16 protein-coding genes and 1 riboswitch are annotated in these 16,010 nt (G+C 56.0%); of the genes, 4 read left to right on the top strand and 12 right to left on the bottom strand.

The annotated features are described in order from the left end of the window. Positions 1–110 precede the first annotated feature (110 nt). Together FKP33_RS01850 and FKP33_RS01855 are read left to right on the top strand one after the other, a co-directional pair. Positions 111–860 (top strand): metallophosphoesterase family protein, encoded by a 750-nt coding sequence (locus FKP33_RS01850; RefSeq protein WP_054798363.1) that lies wholly within the window; start codon positions 111–113, stop codon positions 858–860. 87 nt (positions 861–947) lie between these two features. After that, positions 948–2,165: an MFS transporter gene (locus tag FKP33_RS01855; protein ID WP_127606167.1), complete on the top strand. Its 1,218-nt coding sequence runs from the start codon at positions 948–950 to the stop codon at positions 2,163–2,165. Between the two features lie 89 nt (positions 2,166–2,254). On the opposite strand, the gene FKP33_RS01860 is transcribed toward FKP33_RS01855, so the two are convergent. After that, on the bottom strand, positions 2,255–2,896 hold the full coding sequence (locus FKP33_RS01860; RefSeq protein ID WP_141333808.1) for an O-methyltransferase: 642 nt from the start codon (positions 2,894–2,896) through the stop codon (positions 2,255–2,257). 128 nt (positions 2,897–3,024) lie between these two features. Between FKP33_RS01860 and FKP33_RS01865 the strand changes: the two genes are divergently transcribed. Beyond that, on the top strand, positions 3,025–4,206 hold the full coding sequence (locus FKP33_RS01865; RefSeq protein WP_127606169.1) for a THUMP domain-containing class I SAM-dependent RNA methyltransferase: 1,182 nt from the start codon (positions 3,025–3,027) through the stop codon (positions 4,204–4,206). A 177-nt stretch (positions 4,207–4,383) separates the two neighbouring features. On the opposite strand, the gene FKP33_RS01870 is transcribed toward FKP33_RS01865, so the two are convergent. From FKP33_RS01870 to FKP33_RS01885, 4 genes are all read right to left on the bottom strand, one after another. After that, positions 4,384–5,196, bottom strand: coding sequence for a DUF2935 domain-containing protein (locus FKP33_RS01870; RefSeq protein WP_054799249.1), 813 nt, complete (start codon positions 5,194–5,196; stop codon positions 4,384–4,386). Between the two features lie 124 nt (positions 5,197–5,320). Continuing rightward, entirely contained in the window at positions 5,321–5,614 is a 294-nt protein-coding gene (locus FKP33_RS01875) for a hypothetical protein (protein WP_054798365.1), read from the bottom strand. Positions 5,615–5,703: 89 nt separating this feature from the next. Next, positions 5,704–5,796, bottom strand: a riboswitch (cyclic di-GMP riboswitch). A gap of 358 nt (positions 5,797–6,154) precedes the next feature. After that, positions 6,155–6,376, bottom strand: coding sequence for a YuzB family protein (locus FKP33_RS01880; protein ID WP_054798359.1), 222 nt, complete (start codon positions 6,374–6,376; stop codon positions 6,155–6,157). 56 nt (positions 6,377–6,432) lie between these two features. Beyond that, positions 6,433–6,735, bottom strand: coding sequence for an iron-sulfur cluster assembly accessory protein (locus FKP33_RS01885; RefSeq protein WP_127606173.1), 303 nt, complete (start codon positions 6,733–6,735; stop codon positions 6,433–6,435). A 161-nt stretch (positions 6,736–6,896) separates the two neighbouring features. Between FKP33_RS01885 and ytvI the strand changes: the two genes are divergently transcribed. Further along, positions 6,897–8,009, top strand: coding sequence for a sporulation integral membrane protein YtvI (gene ytvI / locus FKP33_RS01890; protein ID WP_127606175.1), 1,113 nt, complete (start codon positions 6,897–6,899; stop codon positions 8,007–8,009). Positions 8,010–8,220: 211 nt separating this feature from the next. On the opposite strand, the gene FKP33_RS01895 is transcribed toward ytvI, so the two are convergent. The 7 genes from FKP33_RS01895 to FKP33_RS01925 all read right to left on the bottom strand — a co-directional run bounded on the left by FKP33_RS01895 (position 8,221) and on the right by FKP33_RS01925 (position 15,898). Beyond that, positions 8,221–8,454 carry a hypothetical protein gene (locus FKP33_RS01895; RefSeq protein ID WP_054798358.1) on the bottom strand — a complete coding sequence of 78 codons (234 nt, stop codon included), beginning with the start codon at positions 8,452–8,454 and terminating at the stop codon, positions 8,221–8,223. A 128-nt stretch (positions 8,455–8,582) separates the two neighbouring features. Beyond that, complete coding sequence (locus FKP33_RS01900; protein ID WP_141333809.1) at positions 8,583–9,785, bottom strand: M14 family metallopeptidase; 1,203 nt, start codon at positions 9,783–9,785, stop codon at positions 8,583–8,585. 75 nt (positions 9,786–9,860) lie between these two features. Next, complete coding sequence (racE, locus tag FKP33_RS01905) at positions 9,861–10,670, bottom strand: glutamate racemase (protein ID WP_127606179.1); 810 nt, start codon at positions 10,668–10,670, stop codon at positions 9,861–9,863. A gap of 156 nt (positions 10,671–10,826) precedes the next feature. Next, positions 10,827–11,861: a delta-lactam-biosynthetic de-N-acetylase gene (locus FKP33_RS01910; protein WP_141333883.1), complete on the bottom strand. Its 1,035-nt coding sequence runs from the start codon at positions 11,859–11,861 to the stop codon at positions 10,827–10,829. A gap of 149 nt (positions 11,862–12,010) precedes the next feature. After that, positions 12,011–12,439: a disulfide oxidoreductase gene (locus FKP33_RS01915; protein ID WP_127606181.1), complete on the bottom strand. Its 429-nt coding sequence runs from the start codon at positions 12,437–12,439 to the stop codon at positions 12,011–12,013. A 127-nt stretch (positions 12,440–12,566) separates the two neighbouring features. Next, positions 12,567–13,868 carry a glucose 1-dehydrogenase gene (locus FKP33_RS01920; protein WP_141333810.1) on the bottom strand — a complete coding sequence of 434 codons (1,302 nt, stop codon included), beginning with the start codon at positions 13,866–13,868 and terminating at the stop codon, positions 12,567–12,569. Beyond that, entirely contained in the window at positions 13,865–15,898 is a 2,034-nt protein-coding gene (locus tag FKP33_RS01925) for a glycoside hydrolase family 15 protein (protein ID WP_127606185.1), read from the bottom strand. The genes FKP33_RS01920 and FKP33_RS01925 overlap by 4 nt, the downstream gene beginning before the upstream one ends. Positions 15,899–16,010: the final 112 nt, after the last annotated feature.

The following is a 16,010-nucleotide window of genomic DNA, read 5'->3' on the forward strand; positions in this document are numbered from 1 at the left end:
CTCGTGCACCCTATTATACCAAAACTCCCTCTCACGGTCATGGGCAATTGTCCCAATATTTTGCTATAATGAAGTTCGAAATTATGTGCTGACGATGGAAAGGACACAAGATGGACAAAATCGCTATCATTTCCGATATTCATAGCAATCTAACCGCATTGGATACCGTCCTCGCCGATATTCGCGGACGCGGGATCGAACGAATCGTATGCCTTGGCGACTTGGTGGGCAAAGGCCCGCAGCCGGCGGAATCGGTAGACCGCATACGCGAAGTATGCGAAACGACGGTGCAAGGCAATTGGGACCACGGCATTGGCGGACCCCAGGACAAAGAAGCCGGACGCTGGCAGCAAAGCCGGCTTTCTGCCGAGCAGCTGCGCTACTTGAGCAAGCTCCCCTTCGCCTGCGACCTGCGAATAAGCGGGCGCAGGGTTCGCTTGGTCCATGCATCCGCGAGCAGCGTCTATCATCGCGTCTACCGCAAAGCGAGCAAACGGGAGAAGTTGCGCATGTTCGAAAACACCGAAGCGACGGGCGGGTTCGCCGGCACCGATGAGACGCCTGACGTGCTGGGGTACGGAGACCTTCACCTTCCCTTTATGCACACCTTATTGTCTGGAGCGAAGCAAGGGCTGCTGTTGTTCAACACCGGCAGCGTAGGGGCTCCCTATGACGGCTTGCCGCTGGCCAGCTATACGATTCTGGAAGGCGTATTCGGCGGCGATCGGGAAGCGCCTTTTGGCATCCAGTGGGTTCGCGTTCCTTACGATGTCGAGCGGGCGATTGCGATTGCCGAAGAGGTTGCGCTGCCGCAGCTTGAGCGTTTCCGTTACGAGCAGCGAAGCGGACGCGAGCAGTAAGAGGTTGTGTAAGTGTCGTATTATTATGGTAAGATAAGCAGAAGTTGTCCGGGTCACAGGATCCGAGGACGAAAGTAGGCGAGCAACTTGACGAATTGGAAAGTAAATTTAATCGTTCTTTGGGTGGGACAATTTTTGGTCATGGCGGGCATGACGATGATTGTTCCATTCTTACCTTTATATTTGCAAGAGCTGGGCCTGCATGAGGAGCATGAGGTGGCGACTTGGGCCGGTCTCATCTTCGCCGGCAACTTTGTCACTTCGTTCCTGTTTCAGCCCTTATGGGGCGGATTGGCCGACCGGTACGGACGCAAAGTGATGCTGCTGCGGTCCGGGTTCGGCATGGCCGTCGTCATGGCTTTGATGGGCTTCGCAGGCACGGCCTGGCACTTGCTGCTCCTGCGGATGCTGAACGGCACCATAGCCGGCTTCATGCCGGCCGCCGTTGCGCTCATGTCGGCGAATACGCCGCGTGAGAGAATGGGCTTCGCCATGGGCACGCTTCAATCCGGCGCTGTCGCCGGCTCTATTCTGGGCCCGTTCTTTGGCGGTCTGATGGCCGAGTGGATCGGATTTCGGCCCATCTTCTTCGTGACGGGCGCGCTGCTGTTCGCCGCTTCCCTGCTTGCGACTTTCCTCGTGAAGGAAACGTTCGATGCCAAGCGAGCGTCCCAGAAACCGAAGCAGTCGATGATGGCGGCCTTCGCCGAGCTGCGCAAAAGCCCGCAGCTGCCATCGATTTACGCGGTCACCTTCCTGATTCAATTCTCGCTGCTCAGCGTACAGCCGCTCCTGCCGTTATTCGTGCAAAAGCTGCACGGACAGGACGCGATGGTTGCCTTTTATGCGGGACTCGTCGGCTCCATCACCGGATTTTCCAACATGATTGCGTCTCCCCTGCTCGGTCGCCTTTCTGACCGGATCGGGCCTGAACGTATTCTCATCGTGTGCCTGGTCGGCTCCGCGATCGCCTCCGTGCCGCAAGCGATGGTGCACAACGTCTGGCAGTTGTTCGCTTCAAGGTTCTTCCTCGGCATCTTCCTCGGCGGACTACTGCCTACGGTGAACGCCTTGATCCGTAAGCATACGCCCACCGGTATGGAAAGCCGCTCCTACAGCTTTAACTCCAGTGCGCTAAGCCTGGGCAACATGCTCGGTCCGGTCGTTGGAGGCGCCGTCTCCGGGTTGATCACGATCCAGCAAATCTTTCTCATCTCCGGCGCGCTGCTGCTCGTCAACGCCTTCTGGGCGCACAAGTCATTGATAAGCACACCAAACCTCCCCCGTTCGGGCAGCTCCGAATAGGGGAGGTTCGCTTTCATGCCCACAGGCGGCTGGCTTGCCTGAATGGACCGGGCATCCCGGAGAGACAGCTGTTCCGGGGAAAGCTTCGCCTATCCCTTCACCCGTGCGATGGCCAGGCCGTCGTAGGCCGGCAGCATGACGCCATCCAGACGGGGATCCCGTGCAATCCGCTGGTTGAACTCTCGCATGCGCGTCACTGCGTTTCCTTTCTCATTCGGATTGATCGTCTTGCCGCGCATGAACGTATTGTCGCCGACGATGAGCGCCCCCGGACGCGCCAGCTTGATCGCCCATTCCAAATAATTCAAATAGTTGCCTTTGTCCGCATCGATGAAAAAGAAATCGAACCGGCGCCCCTCCTCGGCAAGCTGCTGCAAGCTGTCGAGCGCCTCCCCTACATAATACTCGACTTGTTCGCCGAAGCCGGCGAGCTTCAGGTTCTCGTAAGCCAGATCGGCGTACGGCTGCTTCAGCTCCAGGGACGTCAGCTTCCCTCGCTCCGTCAGCCCCCGTGCCAAACAAATGCCGCTGTACCCCCCGAGTGCCCCGATTTCAAGCACCTGCTCGGCACGGTTCATGCGCACCAGCAGCGTCAGCAGTCTTCCGTAACCCGGAGCAACGGAAATTTCGGGCATCCCTTGCTTACGAATCGATTCCAATACCCGCTCCAACGTTTCGTCTTTGTCAAATAACGAATCCGCGTACGATTCCTGCGTCCAATTCGATTCCATCCTTGCCGGCCTCCCCTCGTTCTCATCGCGAGCCGCGTTGTATAATGATTGCGAATCGCCTATACTAGGTAATTGTATGGCTTTTGCCAACGCAGTTCAACTTGTTTGATTCGGAGTGAAACTCACCTATGTCTTTCCCATCCTTTAGTTCCATTGAATTGATCGCCACTGCTCCCATGGGGCTTGAAGCCGTCGTGGCCCGCGAGGTTCGCGATTTGGGTTACGAGCAAGTCACCGTGGAGAACGGCCGCGTTACTTTTACAGGCGACCTGCTCGCTGTTTGCCGCGCAAACTTATGGCTGCGCACGGCGGATCGCGTCTTGATCAAGATGGCGCAATTCGAAGCACGCACGTTCGACGACTTGTTTGAAGGCGTCAAAGCGCTGCCTTGGCCGGACTGGATTCCGGAAGACGGAGAGTTCCCCGTCGAAGGACGTTCGCACAAATCGCAATTGTCCAGCGTCCCCGCTTGCCAAGGCATCGTGAAGAAAGCGGTCGTGGAAAGCATGAAGCAGCGGTACGGCACGGAATGGTTCCGCGAAACCGAAGGCCGTTACGTGATTGAGGTGTCGCTGCTCAATGACATCGCCACGATCACGCTGGATACGACCGGTCCCGGACTGCATAAGAGAGGCTACCGCAAATTGGTGACGGAAGCGCCGCTGAAGGAAACGATGGCGGCCGCCATGGTGCTGCTCAGCCGTTGGCAGCCTGAACGGCCGCTCTACGACCCGTTCTGCGGCTCCGGCACGATCCCGATCGAAGCGGCGATGATCGGCTGGAATATAGCCCCCGGCCTGCGGCGCAGCTTCAACGCGGAGAGCTGGCCTGTGATTTCGGAAGCGTTATGGAGCGAAGCACGGGAGGAAGCCTTTGATCTGGTCAAGGACGATATCCCGCTGCAAATCGGCGGCTCGGACATCGACCCCGCCGCCATCGAAGTGGCGTTAGCTGCAGCCAAATCCGCAGGCCTCGCCAAGGAGCTTCGCTTCCATACGCTTCCGGTCAGCAAAGCGCTGCCGGCCGGCGATTACGGCTGCCTGATCACGAACCCGCCATACGGCGAAAGGCTCGGCGACCGCGAAGAAGTCGAACGCGCGCTGCGCCAATTCGGGCAGATGCATAAGCAGCTGCCGAACTGGTCGGCCTTCATCCTCAGCCCGAGCAAGCAAATGGAGCATTATCTCGGGCGAAAAGCCGATAAGAAGCGCAAGCTGTTTAACGGACGCATCGAATGCGCGTTATACCAATTTTTCGCCCCGGGCGGCTTGTTCGGCTGGCGGAAGGATTCGAGTACGAGCGGGAATTAATGCAGATTGCGCCTATACGCTGTGAGGAGCAGCCAAAAAAAGCTTAGGGCAGACGCTCCTAAGCTTTTTTTGGCATGCGCCCTTCCAGCGCGTAAACCATGCAAAAAAACGCATCCGTCTTCGGGGTACGTTCCCCGGTAAACGGATGCGCTGCCGGCGTCGGCCGATAGGGTTTCGTTACACTTCCGTCCTCGGCTTCGTCGGATCGCAGCTCATCGCTTTGATTTCCGACACCTGAGACAGCTTAAGCAAGTAATAACACTCCTCCCGAGCCATGTGATCCGCCATCAAGGGCGAAAGCACACCGAGCGCCTGCCCGCTTAAACGGAGCTCTTCCAGCTCGCTCAGAAACTGCTTGAACAGCGTCATTTCAAGCTCAACCTCTTTATTAAACCGGGCTAAAGCCGGGAATTTCTTGATGTTCGTGCGCAGAAAGCCCGCCAGTTCCACCGCTTTCAGGTAATACTCGCGGAATTGCCGGTCGAACGATCTGGCCAGTTCCACCAAACGGGATTCCGTCATATCCAAGCCGGCTGCAATGGAGCCCGCATGGCCGTAGGCGTCCTGGAGCCATACGATGTGGTGGTGCACCGCATCGAATACCGGCGCCGGGCGCCCGGATAACAAGTACCCCAGTACGCGTAAATACTCCTCTGCTTCGTTCACCATATGGCTCAAGAACGCGGGCGGCAGCTGGATTGCGATCTTGCCGATCAAATGCCGCTCCAGCAAGCGCAGCTTGAACGCGCGAAGGTCTTGTGTCAGCCCGTACGCATCCTGCGTCAAAGCTCCCGCCTCTGCCGGGAACTTATCCGAACGCGCCTTCTTCAGCAAGTCGTCGAATGCTTGAACGAAGCCGAGCGCCCGCTGCGCCTCTTCCCGTTCATCGACCGGCAAGCTTACCCGGATGAACCTGGCATGATCACCGAGCACCTGAAGCCAAAACCGATGTTCAAATAACGCCGACTCGATAACCTCCGAGTTTTTCACAAACATGCCTCCAATGATCCGATTGTTCCGTGCCGGATGGGAATGATCCGGCCACCCCACATCGTATGCTCAGAGGCCCAATCGGGTTCAAAGAAAGCCGCAGTCGTTCGCTGCCTAAGCTATACTAAGCGTGCTTCAGCTGAGGACGGCACATCAAGTAATCGAACAACGGTAGAAATACGTCGTGGTTCGATTCGCAGCAGATCGAGAGCTTCACTTCGCCCATCCAGTAAAACGTGATGATTTGCCGGCTGCGCCCGCGAATCATCTCGACATCCCAATGCGGGGACGTCAGCTCGTACACGTCACGATTTATGAACAATTTCGGTCCTTCAGCAGATAGGAAGACTCCGATGAAATCATCGCCGATTTTCGTGTAAAACCCCTTCTTATTTAAGATGCTGCGTTCCTGGTCCATCGCCGGGTTCTCCTCCTTCATCTATTCACACCAAAAAAAGCTCCCCTGGTCGGGAGCCGCTGTTGAAAGGATCGCGATCACTCCGTGCCTTCGACAACTGGCTGGCATAGCGCTGCTCTCCTGCGCCTAAGCCCCTATAGCTTTGCGTCCGCAGACTTTCGTCCGGGTTGCCCTTATCGAGTGCGCTCGAATTGTGTCTGTTCATGGAGATGTTCTTTATTAAGAATATAAGATAGAAGGTCACGAATACATAGTTCTTTCATCCCATTTTCATAAAAAAATTTGGGAATTTTGTATGATTTTGAATAACCGGTACCCTTTCCAGTAAAAAATGATACCCGTCAACGCGATCATGGCAACCGTTACAAAAAGCGGGCCTCCGCCCCATTGACCGAGCACATAGCCCCGATTACCGGTCCCGGAAATTGGCCGCCCCCGGATCATGTCTGGACGCCGAAATTCGTGCCGCGCATCCCTTCCGGCGTCAAATCAAAAATCCCCGGTGCCCTGAGGCCCGAGGATCTGATCTTCTTGCATGATTTATTTCACGTATTTGCTCGCCTTCTCGATCGCTTCGTCTTCCGTCTTGCCGGTTACATACCGGCCGTTAATGAAGATGAAGGCAAACCGCGAGCACGGGCCGCAATAAGACTTGCAGCCGACTTTGATCTCGGCGTCGGGCACAAGCTTCTGCAGCTTCGGAACGGCGGTTTTCATTCTCATATGTTTGCATTTGTCGCAAACGCGAATATCGTTGACCATGCGGTAATTCCTTTCTTCAAGCGGCTGACACCGGGGAACTCCCTGTGAACGATGTGCTAGTGGTCCCCGTTATTGCCCTTGCTTGGATTCGTTACCGCGAATCCTTCTTCCGGCACATAGAAATAATCGATCCGAACGCCGTCGAGCAGCGGCTCGTCCTTTTGCAGAATAACGTCGATTCCTTTATCTGTCGAAACGACGACATCGTTCTCGGTCGGCGTATCCATGCTGAGTCCGTAGTGGGCATGGTCGCCATGCGCATGAGTCACATACACGCGAAGCTTTAATTCTTTATTCTCTTCTTGCTCCATCTCGGCCAACAACACTTTGGCCGCATTGCGCGAAATCTTGCATTTCATGTCCAGTCACTTCTCCTACTGTGCGTTTTTTCTTATTGTATAGAATCGGGCCGCCGAAAGCAACCGTTCTTCGCTGTTTCCGTATGTATGTACAAGCCGGCCTCACTTGCGAATCAAGTCGGTGTCTTTTAATATGGAAGATAATGAATGGAGGTTAACGAATGATTCCCTTTTATCGCAAATATTACAAAACGATTATCGATATTGCGCTGCTCGTGCTTACCGTATATTTGTTCATGTTCGCCTTCAGCCATCTGTATCGGATCGCGACCCCGATTTTCCTCGCGTTCGTCATTTACTTGATCATCGAGCCGTTCGCCAAGTTCCTGAACCGGCGCGGGTTGAAGAAATCGATCGCTTCCGCCATCTCCACCCTCGTCTTCGTGATGGTCATTCTAGGTGCCATGACCGGACTCGGCGCGATCTTCACGACCCAGATCATCAATCTCGCCGACAAGCTGCCCGATTACGCCGTCGTTCTGGAGCAAGAGCTCATCAACCGCTCCGACCAGGTACAGTCACTGATCGGGACGCTTCCGGTCGATTTGAATTTAGTGGAGAAGGCCAAGGAGTACTCCGCGGAGATCATTCAGAAGACGACCGAAATCGCCCGTACGTTCTTAACGAGCTTGTTCGCCATGCTGACCTCGTTCTCCACGTTCGTCGTGAACTTCGTGATCGGTATTATTTTGGCCTATTTCCTGAGCATCGAGATCGAATCCTGGAAGCGGATCGCTTCGGACAAAACGCCGAAAACGTTTAAAAAAGCGTTCCACTTCCTCCGCGAGAACGTGCTGCTGGGCATCGTCACCTACCTTAAAGCGCAGGCGAAGCTGATCAGCCTGACCTTTATCGTCATCTTCATCGCGCTGCTTATATTGAACGTCAACAACGCCTTCTCGATCGCGCTCTTGGCGGCCATCTTCGACGTGCTCCCGCTGCTCGGCGTTTCGACGCTGTTCATTCCATGGATCATCTACTTGCTGGTCGTCGGACAAACGACGCTCGCGATTTGGCTGGCTGTGCTGCTCGTCGTTGTGATTGGAACGAGACAAATTCTGGAACCGAAAATTACGGGCGATTCCCTCGGCGTGTCTGCCTTCACGATGCTTTCGTTCATGATCGTCTCGCTGTCGCTCTTCGGCGTGGCCGGCTTGATCTTATCGCCCGTGCTGATCATTCTGGTTAAAGCGCTGTACGAGCAAGGGTATTTAAAACGATGGATCCGGATGCCGGCCGAAGAGTACGAGCCCGATCCGTCGTCTATCAAATAATGCAGCACATCTCAACCGGATTCGGACGCTCACAAGCCGGTTGATGGCATCTGAAGTCCATGGAAAGCGGTGAAACGATATGTCGCAGCCCGCATAGCGTTTCTTACAAAGAACAAAAAAAGAACCCCGATTCCTCGAGGTTCCCTTTAAACCTATTCAGTTGTTGAGCGGATGGCCGCTTCTTGTGGTTTGACCTTCCGAGGACGCAGCCTTAAGCGCCGTATTTCCGTTCGGCTCTATCGGTAAACCAGTTCATCAAGAGCAGCGTAACGGTTACATCGTCAATCGGGATGAAATTCAGCAGATCCGGCATGATCCAATAAATAAGCGCAGGCACCACGAACAACAGCTTCTCTCCGAGCGGAACCCGCGGGGAACGCAGCAGCGGCCAAATGCGCCGAAATACATGACCCCAATGCCGGAGTGACAACAATCGCTTCCACATCGCCTCGGGTCTCCCTTCCTGTCCAAGTCGTCTTACCCCGATTATACCTCATGGCAACCCGTTTGCCCAAACTCCGCTCCCCGCACAAAGAAGCCGCCGAGACGGACGGACTCGGCGGCTTCGAAATGCTAAACCATCAGCCCTTCCGTCAATAGCGGAAGCAGCTCATCATAAATAATCGGGAATTGCGACAACGGGAGCGGATTCACTCCATAACCGGCTTCAATCGTAAATCCCGGGCGTCCGTAGGTTTGAATAAACCAATCCTTATATCCGGCATCGCTGCCGGTTAACTTCACGGCTGCATATCCGCTAATTTGCTGGAAACGCTGTGCGATACGTTCCGACTCCGCCGGTTCGTAATCGCGGTAATTCCAATAAATTTCCCGGCCCTGGGTATGAAACGCCATCACCAGCCGGAAATCGCGCTCCCGCGTAAATCGTTCCATCGCCGAAGCTTCCGGCTCTGACAAGGGGCTCGGCCCTGTATAATCTCTCGGTCCGGGTCCCGGTACGTCGCGGCGGTCGCGTTCCGTCTCCCAATAAGCGGGAAATTGATCGTTCAGGTCGACGCCGCGAACGTTCGCTTTCCATCCCGAGAAGTCGTCCGAGCCGCCGTTCCATTCGAGCAGCTGCCCGGCATGCGGATGATCCGGGTCCGCTCCGTGCAGCACCAGCTCAACGCCATCGGGATTGACCATCGGCACGATCCAGAGAGAAGTCTCTTCGAGCAGCCTGCCCGCATCAGAGCCGCAGAAGGACTGTGCCTGCACGCAGGCGTTCGCGTAATCCTCCGTAAATTTCATCAGCAGCAGGCTGGTCACCCACTCATTCGCATGAAACGAACCGTTATAATGAAGGTGCCGCATCCCGCATCCGATGCGGACGTAAGGAATGTCCTTGCCCATGACGCTTTGACCGATCGAGCCTATTTCCAGGAACGGGTAGCGATACCCGAGAAGCTCGAGGCTCCGCATCATCTCCTGATAACCGAATGGAACCGTCGTATCGACGATAGGACCGGCCTTGCACACGGGCAAGCGAACGGTCTGTCCGATCCGCAAATACCGGGGGTTGACGTCCGGATTCGCTTCCATGAGATCGCTCAGCCCGATCTGAAAGCGCCCCGCCAATTCAGCTAACGTATCCCCGGCTTGGACGATATAACGGCAATCCGGAGCGTTCGGAATCCGAACGCTGCATCCCGGCTGCAATCCGCCGCCCTTCTGCAGCTCCGTATTGGCCCTTATCAAGGCTTGAACCTGAAGCCCATGCCGCTGTGCGATCCTCTCCCACGTGTCTCCCCGCCTGACGACATAAGGAAATGTCATACGTTCCGTCCTCCTTCACGCATCCTCCCCGTTCTTCCGGTCGGAGGCCGGGGTATCTAAAAATATGCGTGAGGACTAAATAATATGCGATACTTGCCAGACAACCGGCGTCACGCGGATTTGCTCGTTTAACCAGCTTTGAGCGATCTTCTTGAACATGAGCGGATCCCCGCTGCAAAAAAACTGATGAACCGGCATCACCGGACTCGTAGCCAGCATTCCTTTATGATATAAAATCGTGCTGACCTCCCGCGCGGTTTCATCCGCCGAGCTGATCAGCGACACTTGAGGACCCATCACGCTGCCGATCACATCGGACAAGAACGGATAATGCGTGCAGCCCAGAATCAAGCAATCCATCGGCGCTCCTTGCAGGTCGGCAAGCGAATCCGCGACGACTTGGCTCGTCTGATCGGCACGGAACATGCCCCGTTCGACCAGCGGCACGAACAGCGGACAAGCTTTGGTCACCACTTGGATCGTTGGCGAGATTTGGCGCAGCGCGAACTCGTATGCGCGGCTTTTGATCGTGCCTTCGGTACCGATGACGCCGACGATTTGCTTTCTGGTGGTCTTGATCGCGGCGCGCGCGCCCGGGTGAATGACACCGACAACCGGGATCGGCACGCGGGCGCGAATTTCTTCCATGGCGACGGCGGTTGCCGTGTTGCAAGCGATCACGATCATTTTCGGATGGTATTGGAGCAAATAATCGACGATCTGATGGGTAAAATGTATAACTTCCTCGGCCGGTCTGGGACCGTACGGCGTACGTGCCGTGTCGCCGAAGTAAATGATTTTTTCTTGCGGAAGTTGGCGCATAATTTCTTTCGCTACCGTCAATCCGCCGACACCTGAATCCAGTATGGCAATCGCTTGCTGCACGTGTGTTCGCTTCCTTTTTCATGAAGTGGCAAAACGAATGTGCTCCTACAACATATGTGAGCTCCGTTGGAAATGTACCCCGGACATCCGGTGTCCGCAAGGTCATTCTATCTTAACAAACGATGGCGGAAAATTAAACCGCTCCGCGATCAACCTTCACTTTGGCGGCTCGATGTCGTTCAGAAGTGCAAAGGTGTAGCCGGCTTTCTTGATATCCTTGACAATTCGGTCGAGCGCTTCGATATTCTCCGGCGAGCCTTGGTGCATAAGAATGATATTGCCGTCATGAAGGTTGTTCATGATGTCGTTATACGGATCTTCCGCCCCGTTCTTCCGCGGCTCCCAGTCGCGCATCGCCGTCGACCAGAAGACGGAGGTATAGCCCATATCGGATACAAGCTTTAATAAGTGCATGTTATATCGGCCGTAGGGGAAGCGGAAAAACGGCTGAATCTCTTCGCCGGTCACTTCCTGATATAACTTCTCGTAATCCTCGATTTCTTTCCGTACCTGCTCGTCTGTCTGCACGTTCATATCGGTATGCGTCATCGTATGATTGGCCACCAAATGGCCGTCCTTGACCAGCCGCCGAACGTAATCGGGATTTTTCCTCACATTGTAACCGGCTATGAAAAAATTCGCTTTCGCGTCGTTGTCCTTCAACGACTTGATCAACGTCTCGATATCGCCCAAATTACCGCCGGTATCGATCGTCAAGTACACCTTCTTGCCCGTGCCGACCCATAACGCCTTCATAGAATCCGTATAGGCTTTCGTATCGCCCGGGAAGCCGGGCACTTGTCCTTTCGGCTTCTTCATGTAATACCACGACAGCGCCTTACGGTCTCCGGTTCCCGCTTCTTTCGGCGGCTTGGCGGATGACCCCACGACGGCGCTTGCGGGATTGCGCGGCCCGTTATAAACCGAACCCGTTGCCGTTGCGTCCGCGCCGGAGGCCGTGGAAGGCCCGGTGGATGCGTGTTCGGCCGGAGGCCCGGCCGGAGGCCCCGGCTCCTTCTCCTTCGGCGGCCCGGACGTCACCTCGTTCACCGGCGGAGCCGGAACGACGTTCGCCTCTGGGGCCGGGGGCGCAGCCGGTGCCGATTCCCGTTCCGGCGGATCCGCGGCGGCGCCTCCGCTGCACGCCGTTAGAACACAGGCCAAAGCGGCTAAACCTATCCAAGCTTTCATACGCGCCAACAGCACCGCTCTCCTTACGCTCCATAAGTACAGGAAAAACCTGCTTGCTTCATTATACTCAACTTCGATGCGAACCGGCGAGTGCTAATAGGCTTATCCCTAAGCCGGCGTTTATCCGCATCCATCCGCAGCCAGCCGTTCTATTTACGCTCGGCAGCCCACATCAGCAGTTGCAGGATCGTAATAAGCACGAAGGCTGTGAGCGCTAAGAACGGAATCGTTACGAAATGAAACCAGTCGATATAATCGACGTCACACGGCACCGGACCGCAAGCGGCCGCGCCACTCTTGAACCAATCCGTCTTCTGCATCAAGTAGTGATATAACGAGATTCCCGCTCCCCACACGGACATTGGCAGCGCATACAGGTAAAATTTCTTCTCTTTGCGAACCGCTGCGATGCCGAGCAAAATAACGAGCGGATACATCAAGATCCGCTGATACCAGCACAGCTTGCAGGGCGCATAATGCAGCACCTCCGAGAAATAAAGACTGCCCAACGTGGCCGTTAACGCCACTACCCATGACAAGTGCAAGCCGTTCTCGCGGATAAATGATTTCCAGTTCATACGTCTCTCCCTTTGATTTCGAATCTCGTTTCATCATTATACCATTAAGCTTCTCTCCTTTTCATCACTACCGCCCACGGCGAACATAGAGCGGGCGGTTCGTCCGCGACGAACCGCCCGCTTCCCCTTATACCGAAAAACTGTTCGCGATCCCGGCACCCTGCTCCTGCACGAGTCCGCTCCACTGCTCCCGCGGGATCACATCGACGACCGCTTTGATCGCAATCTTGCCGAAATCGAGCTCCGGCACGCGTTCAAGCGTCAACCGTTCGGTCATAAGCCGATCCAGCACGCCCGGGAACCGTTCTTCGATTTGCTGAAGCCGGTACAATCCGGTCTCGAAGTCTTGACGGGATGCGTTAACCGACCCGAACACGCATTTGTTCTCAAGCACCAGCTCTTGATTAATGGCATCCGAAGCGACCCGGATATGGCGGCTGCCGGGGGTAACGCCGAGCAGCGCCAATACGCCGTTCGGGCCGAGAGCGGTCATCGCGTCGAAAGCGAGCGGGCTAAAGCCCGTGCATTCGACAATCAAATCGGCGCGTTTCCCCTTCGCTTGCAGCAGCTCGCTTAACGGCGACGACGCTGCTCGCGCTCCATCTCCTGCGCCCGTACCTTCTCCGGCGCCCGCCACTGTTCCCGTTGCTGCCGCTGCGTCCGTGCTTCTCGCCGTCCCTGCAGCCGCCCCGGCTCCGGCCGCTTCCGCACGCCGTTCGACGGCCTGCTGGAACTCGGCCCCGCACGCGCGCACGATATCCGCTCCCGGCGAGTCCGGAGCCGACTTGGACCAGACGAGCGTGTCCAAGCCGAGGCAGCGGCACGTCAGCGCGGCCAGCAGACCCAGCGGTCCCGAGCCAAGCACCACGGCCGTTGTCGGCTGCCATACGAGACGCTGCTGGATGCGCTGCACTTCATCCCACACCTTCTCGACGATGCTCTGCGGCTCCGTCAGCATCCCGTACCGCAGCAGCCCTGCCGGCACGCGAACCAAGTACCGGGCGTCCTCCACATAATATTCGGACAAGTACCCGTGCGCGCCTTTAATGCCGCGCTCCACGTACTCGCCCGTCTCGCAGAAATCCTGCTTGCCGTTGCGGCAGTTCACGCACCCGGGATCCGTGCACGGGCGCCGCACCAATGCACACACGAGCTCTCCGGCCGTAAATCCGGAGTCCTCGCCCGCTTCCTCGACAACGCCGAGCGACTCGTGCCCGATGATCAGCGAATGCTCCCCTTCCGGAGGCACGCCGTACTTCTCGCTCACCAATTCCCGGTCCGTACCGTCAAGCCCTACGCACAGCACCCGCACGAGCACCTCGGCAGCCGTCTTCCGGGACGGCCGCTCCACCTCGCACAACTCCAGCTTCGGCGTTTCCGTCTGGGCACCAGCCGCGGCGGACAAGCCGGACAACCTTACGGCTTTCATCGCTTCACGCTCCCCTGCTTCAGAAGCTTCGCATCGCTCTCGTCCTCGCGGTCGCGCTGTTGGTGCCGGAACCATTTAAGCTTGGACACATACTCCTGAACAACTTTGACGAATGAAGCGTGGGACCAGGTCAAGGGCGACACCGACAAGGGATCGCCGGTGAACGGATGCACCTGCTCCGCCAGCACGCCGGACGGAAGCGCATGTTCAACCGTCCAGCGCAGCAATCCTTCGGCCTCTTCGAGGTCCTGCTCGCTTTTGGCAACGGCGATCACATATTCCGCGTACCACAAGGTGCAAATAAACCACGGATTGCCCGGCACCTTCTCGATGTCCTTCGTCATCTGATGGTAGTAGTCGTTCGTATACCGCGAAATGCCGCCGACCTCCGTCTTTACCCACAAACGCTCGCGAATGGCCTTCATCGTCGCTTCTACGCGAGGGTCGTCCACAGGGAACAAGCCGAAGTCGAACACCGCGTACATGCTGGCATCCAGCGTCAAATCCTGCTCGTATATCCGCTTCTCTTCATTCCAATATAATGATCGGACAAAACGGCCTTCGGCGGTCATCTGCCCTTCCACCGCCGCCTTCATCCGCTCCGCCTTATCCCGGTAATGCATGCCGCGCAGCTTGTCTTGGAAATACTCCGCAAATGCCGCGGCTGCCAACAATCCCCCGTACACGCTCGCCACCGTAAACAAATGCACCCCGTAACGCTCTTCCCATAAATCGTGGGAGGGCAGCGGCAGTCCCGACGCATCCGTATAGCGAGTCATGAAATCTGCGGCCGGGATGACAAACTTCTCGTAATCGTCTTGAGCCTCCTTCAAAGTGCCCGCCAGCCGGTGATGGTGCCAAAGGGCATATAGCACCAGAGCCGTTTCGTCTTCCTGAATGGGAAGCTGCTTTTCGCCGCGCGCGTTGATCCAAGGATGCCAGCTTGAGCCGACCGAGCCGTCCGGATTGTATTTATGCAGCAAATACCCTTCCGCCGCTAACCCGCGTTTGCAAAAGTTGAAAAACTTGCGCGTCAACGCATAGTACCCCGATCGGTCCAACGCGTGCGAGATCAATGCGCCGTCCCGCGGCCACATGTAAGAATACGTATCCCGCGCAAATTTCATAATATCCGAATCGTTGGCCGCCATAATCGCGCCGCGGTTATCGGTATTCGTGCGTATGATCAACAAGCTTCTTCTATAAAAGGATGCAAGCTCCTCATCAAGAATCGAAAGCTCATGGCGGTCCTGCTCCAGCCACTGATGCCAGTAATTGTAGGTCCGCTGCAGCAGCAGATGCGGAGAGGAAGCGCGAACCGATCGCTCCAGCTTTTGAATCTCCTTCATATCGCGGGCGAAGCAAACCCAGAACCAAGCCTCCTTCTTTGAGTTGGCCGGAACGTTCAGCTCCAGCTCGATCGTTCCGTCCACCGAGCCCTGCGCGATCGGATTACGCCCGAGCTGTCCGTCCTCGGCGTCCCGCCAAGTGCCTTCAAGCCGGTTCAATTCTTTTTGCCCGATCGCGAAAGAGGTGGGCGCCGACTCGACGCCTTCCCCGGATTTGCAGGACAGCGACATATAGCGATGACCTTTATAGAAGACGAGCGATTTCAGTTCGGGATCATAATAGACCGTATCGCCGACCCCGTTCCCGTACAGATGCAGATCCAGATGAAAGTACAGCTTCACTTTCCGATCCCGGTCCCATCTGTTTTCTACAACCACCTTGCGGACCAACACGTTCTCTTGAACGTCGACGCCGTCACGGATCAGAAGCGCCAGTCCGAGACGATTATACGTACACTCCACATTCGTCACCATGGAATCGTTCAAGTAACTCGCCTTCTTGCTTAGCTCCGGATGATCGATCCAGAAAAAATCTTCAGCCGTCCATACACCAAAATGCGACAAATGATCAAGCGCCTGGTTCTCTTGGCCTACATATGGAAAATAAATATCGCGCAAATTATAGTGCGCATCGAAATTGACCAATACATTGCCGTTGCCGATGGGCAGATCACGGGCCATCGTTAGTTCATCTCCTTCCTGCTCTACCTAATTTCCCCTGACATTGAAACGAATTATGCATATCGCCGAAAAACCGAAAAAGCCGGCCCTTGGGGCCGGCTGAAAGAACCGA

Source organism: Paenibacillus sp. tmac-D7 (genome assembly GCF_006519665.1).
Lineage (GTDB): Bacteria > Bacillota > Bacilli > Paenibacillales > NBRC-103111 > Paenibacillus_G > Paenibacillus_G validus.